Source organism: Nocardioides ginsengisegetis (assembly GCF_014138045.1).
In the GTDB taxonomy this organism is placed as follows: Bacteria; Actinomycetota; Actinomycetes; order Propionibacteriales; family Nocardioidaceae; genus Nocardioides; species Nocardioides ginsengisegetis.
This window is the reverse complement of the sequence record NZ_JACGXA010000001.1, coordinates 3,130,686-3,150,384: the sequence shown is the minus strand read 5'-3', so window position 1 is coordinate 3,150,384 and position 19,699 is coordinate 3,130,686. Positions and strand designations below refer to the sequence as shown.

The 19,699-nt window shown below is 72.4% G+C and carries 19 protein-coding genes; 9 read left to right on the top strand and 10 right to left on the bottom strand.

Annotated features, from left to right (window positions below; all coding sequences use genetic code 11):
- Together FB382_RS15175 and glgA are read right to left on the bottom strand one after the other, a co-directional pair.
- On the bottom strand, nucleotides 1–396 hold the full coding sequence (locus FB382_RS15175) for a hypothetical protein (protein ID WP_182540468.1): 396 nt from the start codon (nucleotides 394–396) through the stop codon (nucleotides 1–3).
- Between the two features lie 67 nt (nucleotides 397–463).
- Nucleotides 464–1,654 carry a glycogen synthase gene (glgA, locus tag FB382_RS15170; protein ID WP_182540466.1) on the bottom strand — a complete coding sequence of 397 codons (1,191 nt, stop codon included), beginning with the start codon at nucleotides 1,652–1,654 and terminating at the stop codon, nucleotides 464–466.
- A 53-nt stretch (nucleotides 1,655–1,707) separates the two neighbouring features.
- Here glgA and glgC point away from each other — a divergent pair, with 53 nt between their 5' ends.
- Nucleotides 1,708–2,964 (top strand): glucose-1-phosphate adenylyltransferase, encoded by a 1,257-nt coding sequence (gene glgC / locus FB382_RS15165; RefSeq protein ID WP_182540464.1) that lies wholly within the window; start codon nucleotides 1,708–1,710, stop codon nucleotides 2,962–2,964.
- Nucleotide 2,965: 1 nt separating this feature from the next.
- Here glgC and FB382_RS15160 read toward each other — a convergent pair whose 3' ends face one another.
- Entirely contained in the window at nucleotides 2,966–3,544 is a 579-nt protein-coding gene (locus FB382_RS15160) for a uracil-DNA glycosylase family protein (RefSeq protein ID WP_182540462.1), read from the bottom strand.
- 57 nt (nucleotides 3,545–3,601) lie between these two features.
- Between FB382_RS15160 and FB382_RS15155 the strand changes: the two genes are divergently transcribed.
- Nucleotides 3,602–4,090, top strand: coding sequence for a hypothetical protein (locus tag FB382_RS15155; protein WP_182540460.1), 489 nt, complete (start codon nucleotides 3,602–3,604; stop codon nucleotides 4,088–4,090).
- A gap of 12 nt (nucleotides 4,091–4,102) precedes the next feature.
- Here FB382_RS15155 and FB382_RS22945 read toward each other — a convergent pair whose 3' ends face one another.
- Nucleotides 4,103–5,347, bottom strand: a complete 1,245-nt coding sequence (locus FB382_RS22945) for a phosphodiester glycosidase family protein (RefSeq protein WP_182540458.1) — start codon at nucleotides 5,345–5,347, stop codon at nucleotides 4,103–4,105.
- A 92-nt stretch (nucleotides 5,348–5,439) separates the two neighbouring features.
- Here FB382_RS22945 and FB382_RS15145 point away from each other — a divergent pair, with 92 nt between their 5' ends.
- Together FB382_RS15145 and FB382_RS15140 are read left to right on the top strand one after the other, a co-directional pair.
- The gene (locus tag FB382_RS15145) at nucleotides 5,440–6,606 is read left to right on the top strand and encodes a DNA methyltransferase (RefSeq protein ID WP_182540456.1); all 1,167 of its coding nucleotides are present in this window, start codon (nucleotides 5,440–5,442) and stop codon (nucleotides 6,604–6,606) included.
- A gap of 11 nt (nucleotides 6,607–6,617) precedes the next feature.
- Entirely contained in the window at nucleotides 6,618–7,442 is an 825-nt protein-coding gene (locus FB382_RS15140; RefSeq protein WP_182540454.1) for an oxidoreductase, read from the top strand.
- An 8-nt stretch (nucleotides 7,443–7,450) separates the two neighbouring features.
- On the opposite strand, the gene FB382_RS15135 is transcribed toward FB382_RS15140, so the two are convergent.
- The gene (locus tag FB382_RS15135; protein WP_182540452.1) at nucleotides 7,451–8,854 is read right to left on the bottom strand and encodes a wax ester/triacylglycerol synthase family O-acyltransferase; all 1,404 of its coding nucleotides are present in this window, start codon (nucleotides 8,852–8,854) and stop codon (nucleotides 7,451–7,453) included.
- Between the two features lie 225 nt (nucleotides 8,855–9,079).
- On the opposite strand from FB382_RS15135, the gene FB382_RS15130 reads away from it, so the two are divergent.
- The 3 genes from FB382_RS15130 (at nucleotide 9,080) to FB382_RS15120 (ending at nucleotide 11,714) form a co-directional block, all read left to right on the top strand.
- A complete protein-coding gene (locus tag FB382_RS15130; RefSeq protein WP_125038301.1) occupies nucleotides 9,080–9,418 on the top strand; it encodes a hypothetical protein in 339 nt (112 codons plus the stop codon).
- Nucleotides 9,419–9,479: 61 nt separating this feature from the next.
- Nucleotides 9,480–10,580, top strand: a complete 1,101-nt coding sequence (locus FB382_RS15125) for an FUSC family protein (RefSeq protein ID WP_182540450.1) — start codon at nucleotides 9,480–9,482, stop codon at nucleotides 10,578–10,580.
- Nucleotides 10,581–10,598: 18 nt separating this feature from the next.
- Nucleotides 10,599–11,714: a DNA polymerase IV gene (locus FB382_RS15120; RefSeq protein ID WP_182540449.1), complete on the top strand. Its 1,116-nt coding sequence runs from the start codon at nucleotides 10,599–10,601 to the stop codon at nucleotides 11,712–11,714.
- Here FB382_RS15120 and FB382_RS15115 read toward each other — a convergent pair.
- Nucleotides 11,711–12,844, bottom strand: a complete 1,134-nt coding sequence (locus FB382_RS15115; RefSeq protein WP_343055623.1) for a glutamate--cysteine ligase — start codon at nucleotides 12,842–12,844, stop codon at nucleotides 11,711–11,713. The genes FB382_RS15120 and FB382_RS15115 overlap by 4 nt on opposite strands.
- 43 nt (nucleotides 12,845–12,887) lie before the next feature.
- Here FB382_RS15115 and FB382_RS15110 point away from each other — a divergent pair, with 43 nt between their 5' ends.
- Nucleotides 12,888–14,246, top strand: a complete 1,359-nt coding sequence (locus FB382_RS15110) for a threonine/serine exporter family protein (protein WP_182540445.1) — start codon at nucleotides 12,888–12,890, stop codon at nucleotides 14,244–14,246.
- A gap of 1 nt (nucleotide 14,247) precedes the next feature.
- Here FB382_RS15110 and FB382_RS22270 read toward each other — a convergent pair whose 3' ends face one another.
- From FB382_RS22270 to FB382_RS15095, 3 genes are read right to left on the bottom strand one after another with little or no spacing between them, the layout of a single operon-like run.
- The gene (locus tag FB382_RS22270) at nucleotides 14,248–14,781 is read right to left on the bottom strand and encodes a DUF402 domain-containing protein (RefSeq protein WP_182540442.1); all 534 of its coding nucleotides are present in this window, start codon (nucleotides 14,779–14,781) and stop codon (nucleotides 14,248–14,250) included.
- 12 nt (nucleotides 14,782–14,793) lie between these two features.
- Nucleotides 14,794–15,636: an SDR family NAD(P)-dependent oxidoreductase gene (locus FB382_RS15100; RefSeq protein ID WP_182540440.1), complete on the bottom strand. Its 843-nt coding sequence runs from the start codon at nucleotides 15,634–15,636 to the stop codon at nucleotides 14,794–14,796.
- Nucleotides 15,633–17,159, bottom strand: coding sequence for a flavin-containing monooxygenase (locus tag FB382_RS15095; protein WP_182540438.1), 1,527 nt, complete (start codon nucleotides 17,157–17,159; stop codon nucleotides 15,633–15,635). Before FB382_RS15095 ends, FB382_RS15100 begins: the two co-directional genes overlap by 4 nt.
- Before the next feature lie 49 nt (nucleotides 17,160–17,208).
- Between FB382_RS15095 and FB382_RS15090 the strand changes: the two genes are divergently transcribed.
- The gene (locus tag FB382_RS15090) at nucleotides 17,209–17,823 is read left to right on the top strand and encodes a TetR/AcrR family transcriptional regulator (protein ID WP_425490094.1); all 615 of its coding nucleotides are present in this window, start codon (nucleotides 17,209–17,211) and stop codon (nucleotides 17,821–17,823) included.
- Between the two features lie 10 nt (nucleotides 17,824–17,833).
- Here FB382_RS15090 and FB382_RS15085 read toward each other — a convergent pair whose 3' ends face one another.
- On the bottom strand, nucleotides 17,834–19,663 hold the full coding sequence (locus tag FB382_RS15085) for an ArnT family glycosyltransferase (RefSeq protein ID WP_182540434.1): 1,830 nt from the start codon (nucleotides 19,661–19,663) through the stop codon (nucleotides 17,834–17,836).
- Nucleotides 19,664–19,699 lie beyond the last annotated feature (36 nt).

Genomic DNA, 19,699 nt, shown 5'->3' with positions numbered 1-19,699 from the left:
TCAGGCGGCGAGCTCGTCCCGTGGCAACGCCACGATGGCCGTGTCGGTCGCCAGGTGGACGACCTCGGCCGGCACCTCGGCGCTGCGGCACGCGGCGTACAGGCTTCGTGCCCACGCCCGGTCGTCGGCGGTGATCACGGCCGGCCCGGGGCGCGAGCGCAGGAAGGCGGGGCGCAGGTCGGCGAAGTGGCGCAGGAGCTCGGCGAGGCCGGACTCCCTGCCCGCGGCCGGAGGGTCTGCGGCCTCGGTGATCTCGGTGAGCTGGGGCAGGGCTTCCCCCTCCGGGGTGAGGAACATCAGCCAGATGCTGTGCCCCGAGAACCCGAGGGGCTGCATCAGCGTCCCCCACGCCTCGTGGAGGTCGGCCTGGGTGTGGATCGGTGGTAGCTGCTTCATGCGGCCAGCCTGCCCCCGATCCGGGTCGGGCGTCGGGCGTCATCCACAGCCCCCGAGGCGACGCTCCTCAGCCGCTGACCGAGCGGTAGACCTCGACGGTCCGCTCGGCGATCGCGCCCCAGCTGAACGCGTCGATCGCCCGCTGCCGGCCCGCCTTGCCCAACGCCGCCGCGCGCTCGGGGTCGGAGACGACCTCGTTCAGCGCGGCGGCGAAGTCGGCGACGTACTGGTCGGGGTCCAGCGGCGTGCCGGTGCCGTCGGTGGCCTGCTCGATCGGCACCAGCAGCCCCGTCTCGCCGTGCACGACGACCTCCGGGATGCCGCCGGTCGCGGTGGCCACGACGGCCGTCTCACAGGCCATCGCCTCGAGGTTGACGATGCCGAGCGGCTCGTAGATCGAGGGGCACACGAACGCCGTGGCGTTGGTCAGCAGCGCGACCACGTCGGGCCGCGGCAGCATCTCGCGGATCCACACGACGCCCTGCCGGGTCTGCTTGAGCCCGTCGACCAGGGCGACCACCTCGGCCTCGATCTCGGGGGTGTCCGGGGCGCCGGCGCACAGCACGATCTGGACGTCGGGGGGCAGCTGCGCCACCGCCCGCAGGAACAGCGGCAGCCCCTTCTGGCGGGTGATCCGGCCGACGAACACCACCGACGGGCGGTCGGGGTCGACGCCGTGCGACCGCACCCGGTCGGGGTCGTGGACCGGCGCCCAGTCGTCGGTGTCGATGCCGTTGTGCACGACCTGGACCTTGCCGGGGTCGATGTCGGGGTAGGAGCGCAGCACATCGTCGCGCATCGCCGAGGACACCGCGATCACGGTCGACGCGGCGAGGTAGGAGGTCTTCTCCACCCACGACGAGACGGCGTAGCCGCCGCCGAGCTGCTCGGCCTTCCACGGTCGCATCGGCTCCAGCGAGTGCGCGCTGATGACGTGCGGGACGCCGTACAGCAGGGAGGCGAGGTGGCCGGCGAAGTTGGCGTACCAGGTGTGGGAGTGGACCAGGTCGGTGCCGGCGCAGCCGTCGGCGATCGACAGGTCGACGCCCAGCGTCTTGAGGGCCCCGTTGGCCGAGGCGAGCTCGGCGTGGTCGGCGTACGACGACGTCAGCGCCTCGTCGCGCGGCGCGCCGAACGCGTGGACCCGGGTCTCGAGGTCGGAGCGGCGCCGGAGCGCCCGGACGAGCTCGGCGACGTGCACCCCCGCGCCGCCGTAGATCTCGGGTGGGTACTCCTTGGACAACACGTCGACTCGCACGTCGATGAAACTACCCCTGCCGGGCGACGGTCCGACAGGGCTAGCGTGCAGCCATGACCGCATCGCGCAAGAAGGTCCTGGCCATCGTCCTCGCCGGTGGAGAGGGGAAGCGGCTGATGCCGCTGACCGCCGACCGTGCCAAACCGGGTGTCCCGTTCGGAGGCATCTACCGCCTGATCGACTTCGCGCTCTCCAACGTCGTCAACTCCGGCTACCTCCAGATCGTCGTGCTCACGCAGTACAAGTCGCACAGCCTGGACCGGCACGTCACCCAGACCTGGCGGATGTCGACGATGCTCGGCAACTACGTCACCCCGGTGCCGGCGCAGCAGCGGGTCGGCAAGCACTGGTACCTCGGCAGCGCCGACGCGATCTTCCAGTCCCTCAACCTGCTGCGCGACGAGAAGCCCGACATCGTGGTCGTGGTCGGCGCCGACCACGTCTACCGCATGGACTTCTCGCAGATGGTCGACCAGCACGTCGAGAGCGGCGCGGCCTGCACCGTCGCTGCGATCCGTCAGCCGATCGGGATGGCCGACCAGTTCGGCGTCATCGACGTCCAGCCCGACGACCCGCGCCGGATCCGGGAGTTCCTGGAGAAGCCGACCGACCCGGTGGGCCTGCCCGACAGCCCCGGCGAGGTGCTGGCCTCGATGGGCAACTACGTCTTCGACGCCGACGCGCTGGTCGAGGCGGTGACCCGCGACGCGACCGAGGCGGGCTCCAAGCACGACATGGGCGGCGACATCGTCCCGGCGTTCGTGCGCCGTGACCAGGCTGGTGTCTACGACTTCAAGGACAACTCCGTGCCGGGCGCCACCGCCCGCGACCGCGGCTACTGGCGCGACGTCGGGACCATCGGGTCCTACTACGCCGCGCACATGGACCTCGTCTCGCCGCTGCCGGTCTTCAACCTCTACAACTTCGACTGGCCGATCTTCACCTCCTACGGCCCGCAGCCGCCGGTGAAGATCACGCCGGGGGAGGACGGCCACGCCTCGCGGACGCTGGAGTCGCTGCTCTCGCCCGGTGTCGTCATCAGCGGCGGCTCGGTGAACCGGTCGGTGCTCTCGCCGGCGGCGTTCATCGGCTCCGGAGCCGAGGTGACCGACGCGGTGCTGCTCAACGACGTGCGGATCGGGGCGGGCGCGATCGTGCGCAACGCGATCCTCGACAAGAACGTCGTGGTGCCGCCGGGTGCGCGGATCGGGGTCGACCCGGAGGAGGACCGGGCCCGCGGCTTCGTGGTCGAGGACGGGCTGACGATCCTGGGCAAGGACCAGACCTACCCGAGCATCGTGCCGGCCTGAGTCACAGAACTCCCGCGGCCCTCGCCGGGGCGGCATAGGCCTCGGCGAGGGACGCGACGTTCTCGTGGGCGTTGAGCCCGCTGGGGTTCGGCACCACCCACAGCTCGGCGCCGGCCAGCGGCTCGGGCTGGCGGCCGGGGACGGCCTTCGGGTGGCCGAAGGCGGAGCGGTACGCCGTGATCCCGAGGACCGCGACGACCTTCGGCGCCCGCTCGGCCACCAGCCGCGCCAGGGCCTCGCCTCCCTCGCGCAGCTCGGCGCGGCCGAGCTCGTTGGCGCGGGCGGTGGCCCGCCGGACGATGTTGGTGATCCCGATGCCGCGGGCTCGCAGCCGGTCGCGGTCCTCGTCGGTCATGCCGGCCGACGGGTCGACCGGGTGCTCGAGGATGCCGGCCTGCAGCAGGGCGGGGTAGAAGCGGTTGACCGGGTGCGCGAAGTGGGTCTGGGTGGCCGCGGTCCACAGGCCGGGGTTGATGCCGACGAAGAGCAGCCGCAGGTCGTGCCGGGCGGGGTCCGGGAGCAGGTCGGGCACCTCGGCGTCGTGGAAGGACTCGAGCTCGGCGCGGGTGAAGCGGGGCACCGCTCGAGCCTAGGTGCCGGGGTGGAACCTCGCTCTGGGCGGTAGCGTCCGATCACCATGCGACGAACTCTCGGAACCCTGTCCCTCGGCCTGGCCCTGGCCGCGTCGGTGCTCACCGGCTGCGGTGACAGCGACCCCGGCCTCGCCCCCGACCCGGCGGCGCACTCGTCCTCGGCCACCGACGGCGCGGCCTTCGAGGCCCACGTGGTGGCGCTGCTGTCCCAGACCGGGGCCGGCGGGGCGACGTCCACGCAGGCGACGGTGCTCGGCGACGACGCGGCGGTCGCGGACTTCGCCGGGCAGTTCACGCGGGGCTCGCTGGGCGACCAGATCCGCGCGAAGGCCGGCTCGGCCCGGCTCGCCGGCGACCAGACCCTGGTGGCGGCCGTCGTCGCCGTCGGGTGCGACGTACCTCCCGGGGTCACGGTGACCCCGGGCCCCGACGGCGTGGTCATCACGCCGCAGAAGGTCGCCAAGCCCAAGATGGAGTGCTTCGCGCCGGTCACCACCGTCGCACTGGTGGCGGTGCCGTCCTCGGCGGTCTGACCGCCAGGGGCCCTACTGGGGCTTGGTGTAGGTCACCTCGACCGCGTTGGAGACCCAGCGCAGGAAGCCGTCGGACGGCACGTTGACCACCGGCGTCGTGCCGTCGGGCTTCCTGGCGACCATCGTGGTGGAGCCGCCGCCGTCCAGGTTGAGCGCCTCGTCGGCGCCGAGGCTCTGCATCAGGTCGGCGAGCTCGACCATGGTGGCGCCGCGGCTGGACTTCTTGCGGCCGTCGACGGCCACGATCAGGACCTCGTGGGTGTCGCGGTCGATCCCGATGGCGGTGCGCGGCGCCTTGTACTGGTCGTCGAGCGCCACGTCGACGCCCTCGCCGATGAGGACGTGGTTGCCGCTGATCGCCATCTGTGGGTGGCCCTCGAGGTGCCACGACGCCGCGACCTTCTGGCCCTTCTGGAGGTGGCCGAGCTGCTGGGCGCCGTGGCCGCGGCCGATGAGCAGCAGGCCGTTGATCGCGGTGTCGTGCGGCAGCTTCTTCTTCGTGGCCACGACCCGTCCGTCGCGGACGAGGACCATCCGCACGCCGGTCGTCTGGCCGCGGGTGACGGCGTACCCGTCGGTGCGGCCCCAGGCTCGCGTGTAGATGCCGATGCCGTCGGGGTAGACGAACGGCGAGTTGAAGTTGGTGACCTTCATGTCGGGGTGGTCGGTGAGCTCGGCGACCATGGGCAGCTGCCCGACCTGGGGCACACCCTGGGCGTCGAAGTAGAACGAGGCGTTCCAGCCGCTGGTGCGGCCGTGGACGAGGCCGGACTCGCGGTCGCGGCCCAGGCCCAGCGGTGCGCCGGTGTGCCCGATGTCGTAGAAGTCGCCGTTGACGCCGCCGACCGCCCGGTCGACCTTGAGGATGTCCGGGACGGGTGCCGTGGAGCGGACCGAGCCCTTCTTGGCGTAGTCGATCCGGACCCCCGGCGTCTCCCACCTCACCGCGAGCAGGTGCACCCGCATCGGGCCGCGGGCGTTGGTCTGCACCCACTTCGTGTAGGTGACGCCCGGGGCGACCTGCCACCCGGTCGGGTCGGTCGAGGTGGTCGAGGCGCGCAGGAAGGACGGGAGAGGTACGACGGGCGTGCCGGCGTACCCGCCGCTGGACGTGGTCGGGTGCAGGACGCGGTGGTCGCCGCCGGTGGCCTCACCGGCATGCGGCTCGGGGTGGCGTGGCTGCGCCAGCGCCGGACCCGCGCCCACCAGGGCGAGGGCGGACAGGGTTGCGGTGAGGGCCGAGATCGAGTGACGCACGCACCTCAGGCTAAGTCGGTCGCCCGCCCCGGACTGGGAGGTGGACCCCGTGTCCCCGCGGCCGCTGCGTCCCGCGCACTAGGGTGCGAGCCGTGGACCAGCCGTGGAACACCTTCATCGAGGGTGACAACCTCGACGTGCTGCCGCGCCTGGGGGAGCCAGTCGACCTGGTCTACATCGACCCGCCGTACAACACCGGCAACGACTTCGCCTACAACGACGACTTCCGGCACGGCGATGCCCGCCGGACCCGGCACGCGGCGTGGGTGGCGATGATGCGGCCGCGGCTGGAGGCGGCGCACGCGGCGATGGCCGACACCGGCGCGATCTTCGTCAGCATCGACGACAACGAGGTCGCGCACCTGCGGCTGCTGCTCGACGACGTGTTCGGGGAGGACAACTTCCTCGCGCAGGTGGTGGTCAACCTCAACCCCAAGGGCCGGCAGCTGGGGGGAGGGTTCGCGACGAGCCACGAGTACCTCCTGGTCTATGCGAAGGACGCGCGCCGGACCCACCTCGACGCGACCACGACCGAGACCGTCGACGAGCGCGACTTCCCGCTGACCGAGGCCGACGGGCGGCGCTACCGGCACCTGCCGCTGCGCAACACCAACAAGAAGTTCAACCCGACGACGGCGCGGACCCTGCACTTCACGGTGTGGGGCAACGCCGAGACGGGCGAGGTGCGGACCGTGGAGTTCGAGGGCGCGACCGAGATCAGCCCGGTCTTCGGCGACGGCCGACCGGCGGTCTGGCGCTGGTCGCGGCCCCTGATGGACCAGCGCCCCGACGACCTGGTCTGCCGGGTCGTGCGCAGCAAGGCCGGCCCGCGGATCGACGTCTTCCAGAAGGACTGGCTGCACCGCGACGGCGGCCGCCGCAAGAAGCTGCGCACCATCTGGCTGGCCGAGGAGGTCGGCTCCACCGACACCGCCGTCGCCGAGCTGAAGGCGATCGTCGGCCACGTCTTCGAGTCGCCGAAGCCGACCGGCCTGGTCCGGCGGGTGCTGGGCACGATGCCCGACGACGTCCTGGTCCTGGACTTCTTCGCCGGCAGCGGCACGACGGGTCACGCGGTCGCGTTGCAGAACGCCGAGGACGGCGGCACCCGGCGCTGCATCAGCATCAACTCCGCCGAGCCGACCCGGGAGGGCTCCAACGCCCGCAACGCCGGGCTGCTGACGGTCGCCGACATCACCCGGGCCCGGCTGCGCCGCGTCGCCGAGACACTGGGTGGTGGGCTCGCGGAGCTGGGGTGAAGGATGGCCCCATGACCTCCACGCGCGTAGCACTCGTCACCGGCGGCTCCAGCGGCATCGGTGAGCAGACGGCCCTCGGGCTCCGGAAGGCCGGCTTCGAGGTGTACGCCGTGGCGCGTCGCGTCGACCGGATGCTCGGCCTGGAGAAGGAGGGCATCACGACGTTCGCGATGGACGTCACCGACGACGCGTCGATGGTCGCCGGGATCGAGCGGATCCTCGCCGACCACGGGCGGATCGACGTACTGGTCAACAACGCCGGGTACGGCTCCTACGGCGCGGTCGAGGACGTCCCGATCGACGAGGCGCGCCGCCAGTTCGAGGTCAACGTCTTCGGCCTGGCCCGGCTCACCCAGCTGGTCACGCCGGCGATGCGCGCGCAGGGGTCGGGGCGGATCATCAACATCTCCTCGATCGGCGGCAAGTTCTACGAGCCGCTCGGCGCGTGGTACCACGCCACGAAGTTCGCGGTGGAGGGCTTCAGCGACAGCCTCCGGATCGAGCTGTCGCCGTTCGGCATCGACGTCGTCATCATCGAGCCCGGTCCGATCCTCACCGAGTGGAACGAGATCTCGCGCCAGAGCCTGACCGAGACCAGCAAGGGGGGCGCCTACGAGCAGCAGGCCCGCAAGGTCCGGGCGGTCCTCGAGCGCGCCGACGGCAAGGCGATGGCCAGCTCGCCGCGGACCGTGGCGAAGAAGATCGTCAAGGCGGCGCTGACCCGCAACCCCCGCGCCCGCTACCCCGTCGGCAAGGGTGCGGGCACGATCCTGCGTGCGCGCAAGCTGCTCCCCGACGGCGCCTTCGACGTGATCGTGAAGCGGACCTACCTCTAGACGCCCGCCTAGACCCCCGCCGCCTTCTCGAGCGCGCCGACCTCGTCGTCGAGGAAGGTCAGCAGCCGCTGGAGGTGCGGGACGGTGCGACGGCAGCCGGTCAGGCCGAACGCCATGTGGCCGTCGTACGACGTGCAGGTGATGTTCAGCGCCATCCCGTTGATCGGGATCGAGAGCGGGTAGGTGCCGAGGAGCTGCGCGCCGTTCCAGTAGTGCGTGGTCTTGGGACCGGGGACGTTGCTGATGATCAGGTTGTACGGCGGCCGCACGATGCCCTGCATCCGCAGGATCGGCGTGAGGATGGCCGGGGCCTGGCCGAGCGCGCTCATGGCGAGGATCTGGACCGGCGTCATCGACGACAGGCCCTCCTTGCCATCCTGCATCGACTTGTGGATACGGGCGAGCCGGTCGGCCGGGTCGTGGAGGTCGGTGGCGAGCTGGACCATGACCGAGCCGACCGCGTTGCCGCCGTCCGCCGAGGCGAGCTGCGACTGCTTGGCGTTGAGGCCGACCGGCACCATCGCGACCAGCGGCGCCTCGGGGAGGGCGTCGAGCTCGATGAGGTAGGTCCGCATCGCGCCGGCGCACATCGCGAGCACGACGTCGTTGAGCGTGGTGCCGGTGGCCTTGCCGATGGCGCGGAGCCGCTCGACCGGCCAGTCCTGGGCGGCGAACCGGCGGGAGCCGGTGATGCTCTGGTTGAAGATCGTGCGCGGGGCGTAGAGGGACAGCGCGGAGGTCTCGTTGCGCAGGCCCTTGCTCAGGGTCTTGACGAGCGCGCCCGGCATGCCGGCGGCCTCGGCGGTGATGCCCAGCGCCGTGCGGAGCGCCTGGACGGGGATGTCGGAGAGGCTCTTCTCGGCCTTCTCGACCGCCTTGCTGCCGGACCGCGAGGGCCGCTTGCCCCACGGGGCCGGCATGTTGCGCTGGTCGGGGTCGGTGCTGAGCACGCTCTGCAGCAGCCGCATGGCCGAGACGCCGTCGACGAGCGCGTGGTGGGTCTTGGTGTACATCGCGACCCGGCCGTCGCGGAGCCCCTCGATGATGTGGGCCTCCCACAGGGGACGCTCCCAGGCGAGGCGGGTGCTGTGCAGGCGGGAGCAGAGCTCGAGCAGCTCGCGGACCCGGCCGGGCTTGGGCAGCGCGCTGTGCCGGACGTGGTGCTCGATGTCGAACTGCTCGTCGGGCTGCCACACGAGCTGCCCTGCGGTGCCGAGCGACCGGTGCGGGTGCTTGAGGAAGAGCGGTGCGATCTCCTCGACGTCGCGCATCTCCTCGAACATCTCGCGGACGTAGTTGCGGCCGGCGCCCTCGGGCTTCTTGAAGAGCTGGAGGCCGCCGACGTGCATGGGCATGTTCCGGTTCTCGGCGAGCAGGAACGCCGCCGAGGTCGGATCGATCGGTGTGACCACGAGAACCCCGTTTTCGCTAGTAGCGACCGATCCTCGCGGGTGGGGGCCGGTTGCCACAAGGGCAACGACGGACGCCCGGATCGGTTCCGCCACCAGCCTTCCACAGGCACCCCCACAGGCAGCCTCCTCAACAGCCCGTCTCATTCCCTCCGGCGGCCGTCCGCGTCGCCGCCTAGCGTCGAAGACAGGCCGGAACTCGCCGGCCCACGACCCTCGGGGGAACCCATGAACAGGATGCTCGGAGCGGCCCTCGTGGCCGCCGCCTTCACCGCCGGCAGCTTCGGGGCCGGCGTGGCCGCCGGTGCCGCGTCCGGCGGCCAGGACGCCTACAAGCCGTTCGCCGACACCATCGTCGACATCACCGGCGACAAGGTGCACGGCTTCACGATCAAGCGGTACGACGGCTCGGAGCTGAGCCCGCCGACCGACTCGGAGGCGCGGGCGGAGTGCCGCGAGTACGACACCGAGCTCGACCGCACGCGCTGCCGGGTCGAGACGCGGGTCTGGTACCGCGACCTGGGCCAGACCAAGCGCGCCCTCAACTTCGCCAAGCACGGCAGCTGAGCCGGATCGCGGGCGGACCGAGGCGACCGGAGGGAGGTGACCGCGTGGCAGGATCTGCGCCATGGAGCCCGGACCGCTCGACCGCATGTGGAGCCACGGCCGGACCTCCCTCCGCGCGCGGATCGCCCGCTGGCAGTCCAAGCGCTGGCAGATCGCGCAGTGTGCGCTCGCCGCCGGCGCGGCCTGGCTGGTCGCCTCGGACCTGCTCGGCCACCAGACGCCGTTCTTCGCGCCGATCGCGGCGGTGGTCAGCCTCGGCACCTCCTACGGGCAGCGGCTGCGCCGCGTCGTGGAGGTCACCCTCGGTGTCGCCATCGGGGTGTTCCTGGCCGACGCGCTCGTCAACCAGGTCGGCTCCGGCTGGTGGCAGCTGAGCATCATCGTCGCGCTGGCGATGTCGACCGCCTTCCTGCTCGACGGCGGCCAGATCTTCGTCACCCAGGCGGCCGTCCAGTCGATCGTGGTCAGCACGCTGCTCCCCGACCCGGGGGCGGCGTTCACCCGGTGGACCGACGCGCTGATCGGCGGCGGCGTGGCCCTGGTGGCGGCGACCGTGGTGCCGGCCGCGCCGTTGCGGCGGCCCCGCGAGCAGGCGGCGGTGGTGGTGCGGAAGGTCGCCCAGCTGCTGCGGGCCGCGGGGGAGGTGATGGTCGACGGCGAGGTCGAGCGGGCGATGGCGCTGCTGGCCGACGCGCGGTCCACCGACTACCTCATCCGTGAGCTGCAGGCCGCGGCCGACGAGGGCCTGTCCGTGGTGGCCTCCAGCCCCTTCCGGGTCCGGCACAAGGGCAACCTGCGGCGGATGGTCGAGCTGGTCGACCCGCTCGACCGGTCGCTGCGGAGCACCCGCGTCCTGGTCCGGCAGACCGCGGTCGCGGCCTACCACCGGCGCCCGGTGCCGTCGTCCTACTCGCTGCTCGCCCTCGACCTGGCCGACGCCGCCGACCTCGTGGCCGAGGAGCTGCAGGCCGACCGGATGGCCGAGGCCGCCCGTCCGGCGCTGCTCGCGATCGGCGGGGCCTCCGGCACGGTCGAGCGCACCGAGGAGCTGTCCTCCGAGGTGGTGCTCGCCCAGATCCGGTCGGTCGTCGTGGACCTCCTGCTGCTCACCGGAATGAGCCAGATCGAGTCCACCGACGCCCTGCCGCCGCCCCCACGATGAGGGCCCGGTGAGGGCCCGATGAACGACCGGCCCCCGGGCCAGGCGTGGGTGCTGCACGTCGACCTCGACCAGTTCATCGCGGCCGTGGAGGTGCTGCGCCGCCCCGAGCTGGCCGGCCTGCCGGTCGTCGTCGGTGGCCGCGGCGACCCGACGGAGCGCGGCGTGGTGGCGACTGCGTCGTACGAGGCACGGGCGTTCGGAGTCGGGTCCGGCATGCCGCTGCGCGTCGCGGCCCGCAAGTGCCCCGACGCGGTGTTCCTGCCGGCCGACCGCGCGGCCTACGACGCGGCGTCCGCCGAGGTGATGGAGACCCTGCGCTCCCTGGAGTGGGGCGGCGTGCCGGTCGTCGTCGAGGTGCTCGGCTGGGACGAGGCGTTCGTGGCGGCCGGGTCGGGGGCCACGGGTGAGGGGGAGGGGGGTGGGTCCCCCACAGCAGCGGCGCTCGACCCCCGCGAGTTCGCCGGGGAGATCCGGGCCCGGGTGCTGGAGGCGACGGGGCTGCACTGCTCGGTGGGGATCGGCGACAACAAGCTGCGGGCCAAGATCGCCACCGACTTCGGCAAGCCGCGCGGGGTGTGGCAGCTGACGGCGGAGACGTGGTTCGAGGTGATGGGGGACCGGCCGACCGACGCGCTGTGGGGGATCGGCCGCAAGACGCAGAAGAGGCTCGCGGCGCTCGGGATCGACACGGTCAACCAGCTCGCGGCGTCCGACGTGCGGGTGCTGGCGGCGGAGCTGGGGCCGACGATGGGGCCGTGGTACCACCGGCTCGGCCGGGGCGCGGACGCCAGCCGGGTGGACGCGACCCCGTGGGTGCCGCGGGCGCACGGCCGCGAGGAGACCTTCCAGGAGGACCTCGAGGACTGGGCCCGGATCGCCGAGGAGGTGCGCGCCCTGACCCGGCGGGTCGTGGCCGACATCGACCGGGAGGGCCGGCCCGCGGCGCGGGTGGGGATCAAGGTCCGGTTCGCACCGTTCACCACGGTCAGCCGCAGCCTGACCCTGCCGGCGCCGACCAACGACCCGGAGGCGCTGGCCGACGCGGCGGTCGAGCTGCTCGACCGGGTCGAGCACGACCGCGCGGTGCGGCTCCTGGGCGTGCGGCTGGAGATGGTCGAGCCCGAGGAGGGCTAGCAGCCCAGCCCGCCCCGCAGCTCCCGGACGACGGAGTCGACGACCGCCACCAGGTCACCGCCGGTGGCGGCGGCGACGGCGCGCTGACGCTGGTAGGACGCACCCCGCTCCGGGATCGCGGCCACCGAGGCGAGCTCGTCGAGGCAGCCGAGCCGGTCGGCGACCGGCTCCAGCCGGACCAGCAGCTCGGCGAGGTCCTCGGTGACCAGCCGCTCGGTGTTGGCGGCGTCGAGGACCACGATCGCGTCGAGGCCGTAGCGGGCCGCGCGCCACTTGTTCTCCTGCACGTGCCACGGCGGCATGGTCGGGAGGGTCTCGCCGGCCGCGAGGCGGGTGTCGAGGTCCACGACGAGGCAGTGCATCAGGGCGACGAGCCCGGCGAGGTCCTCGAAGGAGGAGACGCCGTCGCAGATCCGGTTCTCCAGGGTGCCGAGGTGGGTGGCCGGACGGACGTCCCAGCGGATCTCGGACAGCTCGTCGATGACGCCGGTGACGAGATGGTCGGTCGCGAACGCCTCGAACTCCGCCCACGTCGCGAACTGGAACGGCAGCCCCGCGGTCGGCAGCTGCTGGAACATCAGGGCCCGGTTGGAGGCGTAGCCGGTGTCGACGCCGGCCCAGATCGGCGAGGACGCCGACAGGGCGAGCAGGTGGGGGTAGTGGTTGAGCAGCGAGGACAGCACCGGCATCACCCGCTCGCGCTCGGGCAGGCCGACGTGCACGTGCACGCCCCAGATCAGCATCTGCCGGCCCCACCACTGGGTCCGGTTGATCAGCTCCTCGTAGCGGTGCCCCTCGGTGAGCTGCTGGTGGCTCCACGACGCGAACGGGTGGGTGCCGCCGCCGTACAGGTCCACGCCCAGCCCGTCGGCCACGGGCACGACCGCCTCGAGGGTACGGCGGAGGTCGGCCACCGCCTCCGGGACGGTCCGGCAGATGCCCGTGACCACCTCGACGGTGTTGCGCAGCAGCTCCTTGTGCAGCTTGCCCGGGTCGGGCAGCACCGGACCGGCAGCGGCGAACAGGTCGGAGGCGGAGTTGGCCAGGTCGCGGGTCGTGGTGTCGACCAGCGCGAACTCCCACTCCACCCCGATCGTGGGCTCGGGGGAGCCGTGGAAGTCGATGCGCACCCCGCAAGCGAAGCACACGCGGGTCCTTGGGAACATGGCGCACATGCTGGAGGCACGCGCGCTGAACCTGACCCTCGACTTCTGCCTCCGCGTCGGCGAGATCCTGCTGTCCTCCGGCGCCGGTGCCGCCGACGTGACGGCCACCATGCAGTCGCTCGCCTGGCAGCTCGGGGTCCGCCACCCCGACCTCGACGTCACGTTCACGTCGCTGTCGATGAGCTTCCAGCCCAGCCCCGAGGAGCCCGCGCTCTTCCAGATCCGTCAGGTCAAGCAGCGCGACATCGACTACGAGGACCTCACCCAGGTCGACCACCTGGTCCGCGACGTCCTCGGCGACCGCGTCGACCTCATGGAGGCCCGGGCCCGCCTGGCCCGGATCGTCTCCAGCGGCCACAACACCCCGCGCTGGGCGGTCACCCTGGGCTGGGGCGTGATGTGCGGCGGCGTCGGCCTGCTCCTCGGCGGCAGCGGCTGGGTGATCGCGATCGCCTTCGTCGCGGCCCTCTGCATCGACCGGCTCCAGCACGTGATGGCCCGGCGCCGGGTGCCGTTCTTCTACCGCCAGGTCGCCGGCGGCGGGGTCGCCACGATCCTGGCGGTCCTGGCCACCGCCACCCACCTGGGCGTCGACGCGTCCCTGGTCGTGACCGCCAACATCGTCATGCTGCTCGCCGGGATCGGGTTCATGGGCGCCCTCCAGGACGCCCTGTCCGGCTTCTACGTCACCGCCGGCGCCCGGCTCACCGAGGCGCTGCTGGCCACCGCCGGCATCATCGCCGGTGTCAGCGGCGGCCTGAGCCTCGGCTCGTTCTTCGGCGTCGAGGTGGGCCGCCTCGACCCCGGACGCGCGGACTTCAAGAGCGTCACGGTGATGGCCATCGGGTCGGCGATCTGTGCGGCCGCCTTCGCGTTCGCCTGCTACGCCCCGGTCCGGATCATCGCGCCGATCGCGCTCATCGCCTCGGTGTCGATCGTGATCAGCCAGGCCATCGCCCTGCAGGGGTTCAGCGTCGCGTGGTCGACCGCCGTGGCGGCGTTCGTCATCGGTCTCGTCGGCTACCCGGTGGCCGGCCGGTTCCGGGTGCCGCCGCTCGTCGTCGTGGTCTCGGCCGTGGTCCCGATGCTGCCCGGTCTCTCGATCTACCGCGGCCTGGCGCTGCTCGCCGAGGGCGGCGCCAGCAGCTCCGACGGGCTGCTCGCCATGGCCGCGGCCGCCTCCATCGCGATCGCGCTGTCCTCCGGCGTGATCCTCGGTGAGTACGTCGCCCAGCCGCTCGGCCGCGAGGCGCAGAAGCTCGAGGGCCGGCTGGCCGGTCCGCGCCTCGTCGGGCCGCTCCGCACCCGCACCGGTCGCACGGCCCGGCGCTCGCGGCGCGCGGACGCCGAGGTCGACGGCTCCTAGGTCACCGGGCGGCGAGCAGCTCCAGCCAGGCCGCGGCCGTCCCGTCGTACGGCGCCTCGCCGGCGGTGACCGCGGCCTGCACGCGGTCACAGGACGTCATCGCGAGCCGGGCGACCTCGTCGGGGTAGCCGAACGCCACCCGGTGCTCGGCGAACTCGTCCTCGTCGTCGACCCACACCCGCCCGGTCGGCCCGCACACCACGTCGAGGTCGAGGTCGACGGCGCGCAGCACCGGCCCGTCCCAGACCGGCGGGGTCGTCATGTCGACGTACACGCGCACCGGTCCGCCCCGGGCGTGGAAGGTCGCCAGCCAGCCCCGCGACTCCTCGGGCAGGGTGCGCGCCGGCACCAGCCCGACCTGGTCGACCTGGGCGACGTACTCCGCCCCCGGGCGCGACATGAACGTGCCGCCGGGGATGCCGACCCAGTCGCCGTGGTGGTCGCTGCCGAGCAGCACCCCGTCGAACTCCCAGTGGGCGCGGTCGCCCCACTTGGTCATCACGAACCGGACTGCGTCACCGGGCTGCGGGCTCACGCCCGAGGTGTATCAGACGATCGTGGCCTTGGGCGGGACGACCTTCTGCGACACCTTCGCGATCACGTCCTGGTAGCGCGACCCGGTCAGCTTGGCGAACGTGTGCAGCGCGTGGGCGTCCAGCCCGACCAGCACCCGCGCCTTGTTGCCGAGGATGCCCTTGACGATGATCTCGGCGGCCCGCTCGGGGGTCATCTTCGCGAGCTTCTCGTCGAAGAGCCGGGCGGTCGCCTCCTTGTCCTCGCTGGCGGAGACGCGGGCGTTGCGGGCGATCGCGGTCTTGATCCCGCCGGGGTGCACCGACGTGACACCGACGTTGTGGCCGGCGATCAGCATCTCCTCGCGGAGCGCCTCGGTCAGGCCGCGGACGGCGTACTTGGTCGCGTTGTAGGCGCTCTGCCCGGGCATCGAGATCAGCCCGAACAGCGAGGACAGGTTGACCACGTGCCCGTCGCCGGAGGCGATCAGGTGCGGCAGGAACTCCTTGGTGCCGTGCACGACGCCCCAGAAGTTGACCCCCACGATCCAGTCCATGTCCTCGTAGGTCAGCTCGACGAGGTCGCCGGCCAGTGCAACACCGGCGTTGTTGATCACGACGTTGACCCGGCCGAACTGCTCGGCCACGGCAGCGGCGTACGCCGCGAAGGCGTCGCGGTCGGCCACGTCGAGGCGGTCGCTGCGCACCTCGCGGGCGCCGGCGGCCTTGACCAGGTCGACGGTCTCGGCGAGCCCGGACTCGTCCACGTCGGAGAGCGCGAGCAGCGAGCCCTTCTGCGCCACGTTCAGCGCCAGCGCGCGGCCGATGCCGGACCCGGCACCGGTGATCACGACCACCTTGTCGTCGAGCGTCTTCATACGGTCACTTCCTCACGGGTGGGGACGGACGGGGCTGCGGTCACGTCGTACGCCGCGACGTCGAAGGACGCCAGCAGTCGCCGGAACGCGACGGTGGTGCGGGGCCACAGGATCGTGTTGCGGCCGTGGTCGTCGAGGTACCAGCTGGCACAGCCGCCGGTGTTCCACACGGTGCGCTGCATCCGTCGCTGCACGTCGGCGTTCCACGCGTCGGTGGCGGCGCGGGTGGGCTCGACGGTGCCGTAGCGGTGGGCCTCCATCGTGGCCACCGCCGCGCGGAGGTACTCCACCTGCGCCTCGATGATGAAGACCATGCTCGAGTGTCCCAGCCCGGTGTTGGGCCCGACCAGCATGAAGAAGTTCGGGAAGTCCGGGACGGTCGTGCCCTTGTACGCCGCCATGCCGGTCTCGCGCCACTGGTCGGCCAGGGTCGCGCCCGACCGGCCGGCGATGTGCTCGGTGATCGGCAGCTCGGTGGTGTGGAAGCCGGTCGCGACGACGAGCACGTCGATCTCGCGCTCGGTGCCGTCGGCGGTCACGATCGAGCGGTCGGTGACCCGGGCGATCCGGTCGGTGACCAGGTCGCAGTTCTCGGCGGCCAGCGCGGGGTAGTAGGTGTTGGAGATCAGGATCCGCTTGCAGCCGATCTCGAACTCCGGGGTGACCTTGGCTCGCAGCTCGGGGTCGCTGATGCCCTTGGCGATGTTGCCGAGGGCGAGCTTCTTGGCGGGCAGGGCCAGCTTCGGCTGCCGCGTGAAGCCCGGCACGTAGGTCTCGCGGCCCCAGTAGATCGCGGAGCGGTAGAGCTTCTGCAGGCCCGGCAGGTGCCGCAGCGCGGCCTTCTCGAGCCGGCCGTAGCGGCGGTCGTTGCGGGGCAGGACGTAGGGCGCGGTGCGCTGGTAGACGTCGAGGTGGCCCACGACCTCCTGCAGCTTCGGCACGATCTGGATCGCGGAGGCCCCGGTGCCGATCACGGCCACCCGCTTGCCGGCCAGGTCGACCGAGTGGTCCCAGCGCGCGGAGTGGAAGACCTCGCCGCCGAAGTCCTCGATGCCCTCGATGTCCGGCAGCTTCGGCTCGGACAGGCCGCCGGCTCCGACGACGAGGGTCGTGGACCGAACGGTCTCGCGGCCGCGGTCGCCCTCGATCTCGCTCACCCAGGCCCCGGCCGCGTCGTCCCACGCGCCGGAGACGAAGGCGGTGTGGAAGCGGAAGCGGTCCAGCACGCCCGCGTCCCGGGCGACCTTCTGGATGTAGGCCTGGATCTCCGGCTGGGGGGAGAAGCTCATCGACCAGTCCGGGTTGGGCGCGAAGGAGTAGCTGTAGAGCTGGCTCGGCACGTCGCAGGCCGCACCCGGGTAGGTGTTGTCGCGCCAGGTGCCGCCGACGTCGGCGCCCTTCTCGATGACGAGGAAGTCGGTCTCGCCGTCCTCCTGCAGCTTGATCGCCGCACACAGGCCGGCGAAGCCCGCTCCCACGATCAGGTGCTTGACCGTGGTGGACTGGTCCGTGTCGAGGGTCATGCCCCGACGGTATTGGCGTTATTGAAAAAGTGTCAATAGGATGGAGGACGTGACGGCCACCACACCCACCGGGTCCCGGACCCGGCTCACGCCCGAGCAGCGGCGCTCGCAGCTCCTCGACCTCGGGGTCCGGCTGCTCGCCACCCGGTCCCTCGACGAGCTCTCCATCGACCTGCTGGCCGAGGAGGCCGGCATCTCCCGCGGCCTGCTCTACCACTACTTCGGCAACAAGCACGCCTTCCACGAGGCCGTCGTACGCCGCGCTGCCGACGACCTGATCGCCCAGACCGCGCCGCCCGTCGACGGCGAGCCCCTGGAGCGGCTGCTCGTCTCCGTGGCGGCCTACCTCGACTACGTCGTCGCCAACTACGAGGGCTACCTGTCCCTGGTCAAGGGCGCCGCGGGCGGCAACGACACGCTGCGTGAGATCTACGAGGAGGCCCGGTCGGCGCTGACCGACCGGATCTTCCGCGAGGACGCCCAGGGCACGATCATCCCCGACACCCCGGCCTCCCGGCTGATCGTGCGCGGCTGGGCCGCCCTGGCCGAGGAGCTCGTGCTGACCTGGGTGGTCGACCCGGCCGGGGTGACCCGCGACGAGCTGCTCGGCATCCTCGCGGCGTCCCTCCCGGCCCTGGTCGACGCCGTCCCCGGGCCCGCCTGACCGGCTGCGGCTACACCACGCCGGAGGACAGGTCGTAGACCGTCACCCCGTCGACCGTCTGCGCCTCGAAGCTCGCCGCCACCCACGTGGCGATCTCCGACGAGGTGCCGCCGCCCGCGCTCGGCCCGCCACCCATGCCGCCCCCGGGTCCGCCCATGCCGTCGCCGCTCGCGATGAAGTAGTGGATCTGCCCGTCCGCGACGTAGGTCTGGAACTGCGCGAGCGTCGGGCTCGGGTCGCTGCCGTTGAAGCCGCCGATCGCCATCACCGGCTCCTGGCTGGCCAGTTGGTAGCCGGCCGCCGAGTTCGAGCCGACTGCCGCCGCCACCCAGGTCCAGCCCGACGCGTCGGAGGTCAGCATCGCGGTGAGGGTGGCGCCGGGAGTGCTGCCGTTCAGCAGCCCTCCGGCAGCGCCTCCGGGGCCGCGGGTGCCGCCGGTGCCTGTCGAGCCCGTGGGCCCGGCCGTGGGGATCGACCCGGTGTGCGGCGTGGCCGCGGTGGCCAGGGAGTACGCCGTGGGGCCGGCCAGGCCGGCCACGATCGCGGTCGCGGCCACGACGTGCCCGACCCGGCGGGGGAGGTGCCGGACGCCGGCGAGCATCAGGGCGGCGGCGAAGCCGAGCGTGGCCACGACGTACTTCAGCCACGGGTGCCAGTCACCCGCCCGGTCGAGGAGGACGAACGACAGGGAGGTCGTGAACGCCGTGGTGAACGCCAGCACGCCGGAGACGGGCAGCGCGTCGCGGCGCTGCCACAGGGTGTGGGCGCCGATCGCCACCAGCGCCGCGACGGCCGGGGCTAGGGCGACGGTGTAGTAGGCGTGGAAGATGCCGGCCATCAGGCTGAACGTCAGGCCGGTCACCACCAGCCAGCCCAGCCAGAGGGTCGCGCCGGCGGTGACGGGCCCGCGACCGCGCGCGAACCACAGCGCCGCGACCCCCAGGAACAGGGCGGCCGGCAGCAGCCACGCAACCTGGCCGCCGATCTCGCTGTCGAACATCCGCAGCAGGCCGGTCGATCCCCAGCCGCCGCCCCCGCCGACCGAGCCGGTCTCGTCGCCGGTGAGCCGGCCGAAGCCGTTGTAGCCCAGGGTGAGCTCGAGGATCGAGTTGTCCTGCGAGCCTCCGATGTACGGGCGGGACGCGGCGGGCCACAGCTCGACGATCGCCAGCCACCAGCCACCCGCGAGCACCATCGAGCCGAACGCGACCAGCAGGTGCAGGACCCGGCGGCGCCACGGCAGGGCGGCGAACAGCAGGTAGACCAGCGCCAGCGCCGGCAGGACGAGGAACGCCTGCAGCATCTTGGTCAGGAACGCCAGCCCGACCAGCGCGCCGCCGAGCGCGAGCCACCGGACCGAGGTCGCCTCCACCGCTCGCTGGGTGGCGTACGCCGACCCGACGAGCAGCAGCACGAGCATCGCGTCGGGGTTGTCGAACCGGAACATCAGCACCGCGACCGGCGTCAGGGCCAGCACCGCACCGGCGAGCAGGCCGGCCGCGGCCGACCCCGTCGTACGCCGGACCGAGGCGTGCAGCAGCGCGACCGCGGCGACGCCCTCGAGGGCCTGCGGGACGAGGATGCTCCACGAGGACAGGCCGAAGGCCTTCACCGAGAGCACCATCGGCCACAGCGAGAGCGGGGTCTTGTCGACGGTGATCGAGCTCGCCGCGTCGGAGGAGCCGAAGAAGAACGCCTTCCACGACTCCGACCCGGCCTGGACGGCCGCGGCGTAGAAGGAGTTGGCCCAGCCGGAGGAGCCCAGCCCCCAGAGGTAGAGCACGGCCGTGCCGAGCAGGAGGGTGGCGAGGCCGGTCCGGTGGGCGGTCTGGGTCGTCATGCCCCGACCCTCGTGGGCCGCGCTGGCACGTCCGTC

Excerpts from the sequence above, each read along its gene's own strand:
- FB382_RS15175 (WP_182540468.1), bottom strand. The coding sequence starts at position 396 with ATGAAGCAGCTACCACCGATCCACACCCAGGCCGACCTCCACGAGGCG.
- glgC (WP_182540464.1), top strand. The coding sequence starts at position 1,708 with ATGACCGCATCGCGCAAGAAGGTCCTGGCCATCGTCCTCGCCGGTGGA.
- FB382_RS15155 (WP_182540460.1), top strand. The coding sequence starts at position 3,602 with ATGCGACGAACTCTCGGAACCCTGTCCCTCGGCCTGGCCCTGGCCGCG.
- FB382_RS15140 (WP_182540454.1), top strand. The coding sequence starts at position 6,618 with ATGACCTCCACGCGCGTAGCACTCGTCACCGGCGGCTCCAGCGGCATC.
- FB382_RS15130 (WP_125038301.1), top strand. The coding sequence starts at position 9,080 with ATGAACAGGATGCTCGGAGCGGCCCTCGTGGCCGCCGCCTTCACCGCC.
- FB382_RS15125 (WP_182540450.1), top strand. The coding sequence starts at position 9,480 with ATGGAGCCCGGACCGCTCGACCGCATGTGGAGCCACGGCCGGACCTCC.
- FB382_RS15120 (WP_182540449.1), top strand. The coding sequence starts at position 10,599 with ATGAACGACCGGCCCCCGGGCCAGGCGTGGGTGCTGCACGTCGACCTC.
- FB382_RS15110 (WP_182540445.1), top strand. The coding sequence starts at position 12,888 with ATGCTGGAGGCACGCGCGCTGAACCTGACCCTCGACTTCTGCCTCCGC.
- FB382_RS15100 (WP_182540440.1), bottom strand. The coding sequence starts at position 15,636 with ATGAAGACGCTCGACGACAAGGTGGTCGTGATCACCGGTGCCGGGTCC.
- FB382_RS15095 (WP_182540438.1), bottom strand. The coding sequence starts at position 17,159 with ATGACCCTCGACACGGACCAGTCCACCACGGTCAAGCACCTGATCGTG.
- FB382_RS15085 (WP_182540434.1), bottom strand. The coding sequence starts at position 19,663 with ATGACGACCCAGACCGCCCACCGGACCGGCCTCGCCACCCTCCTGCTC.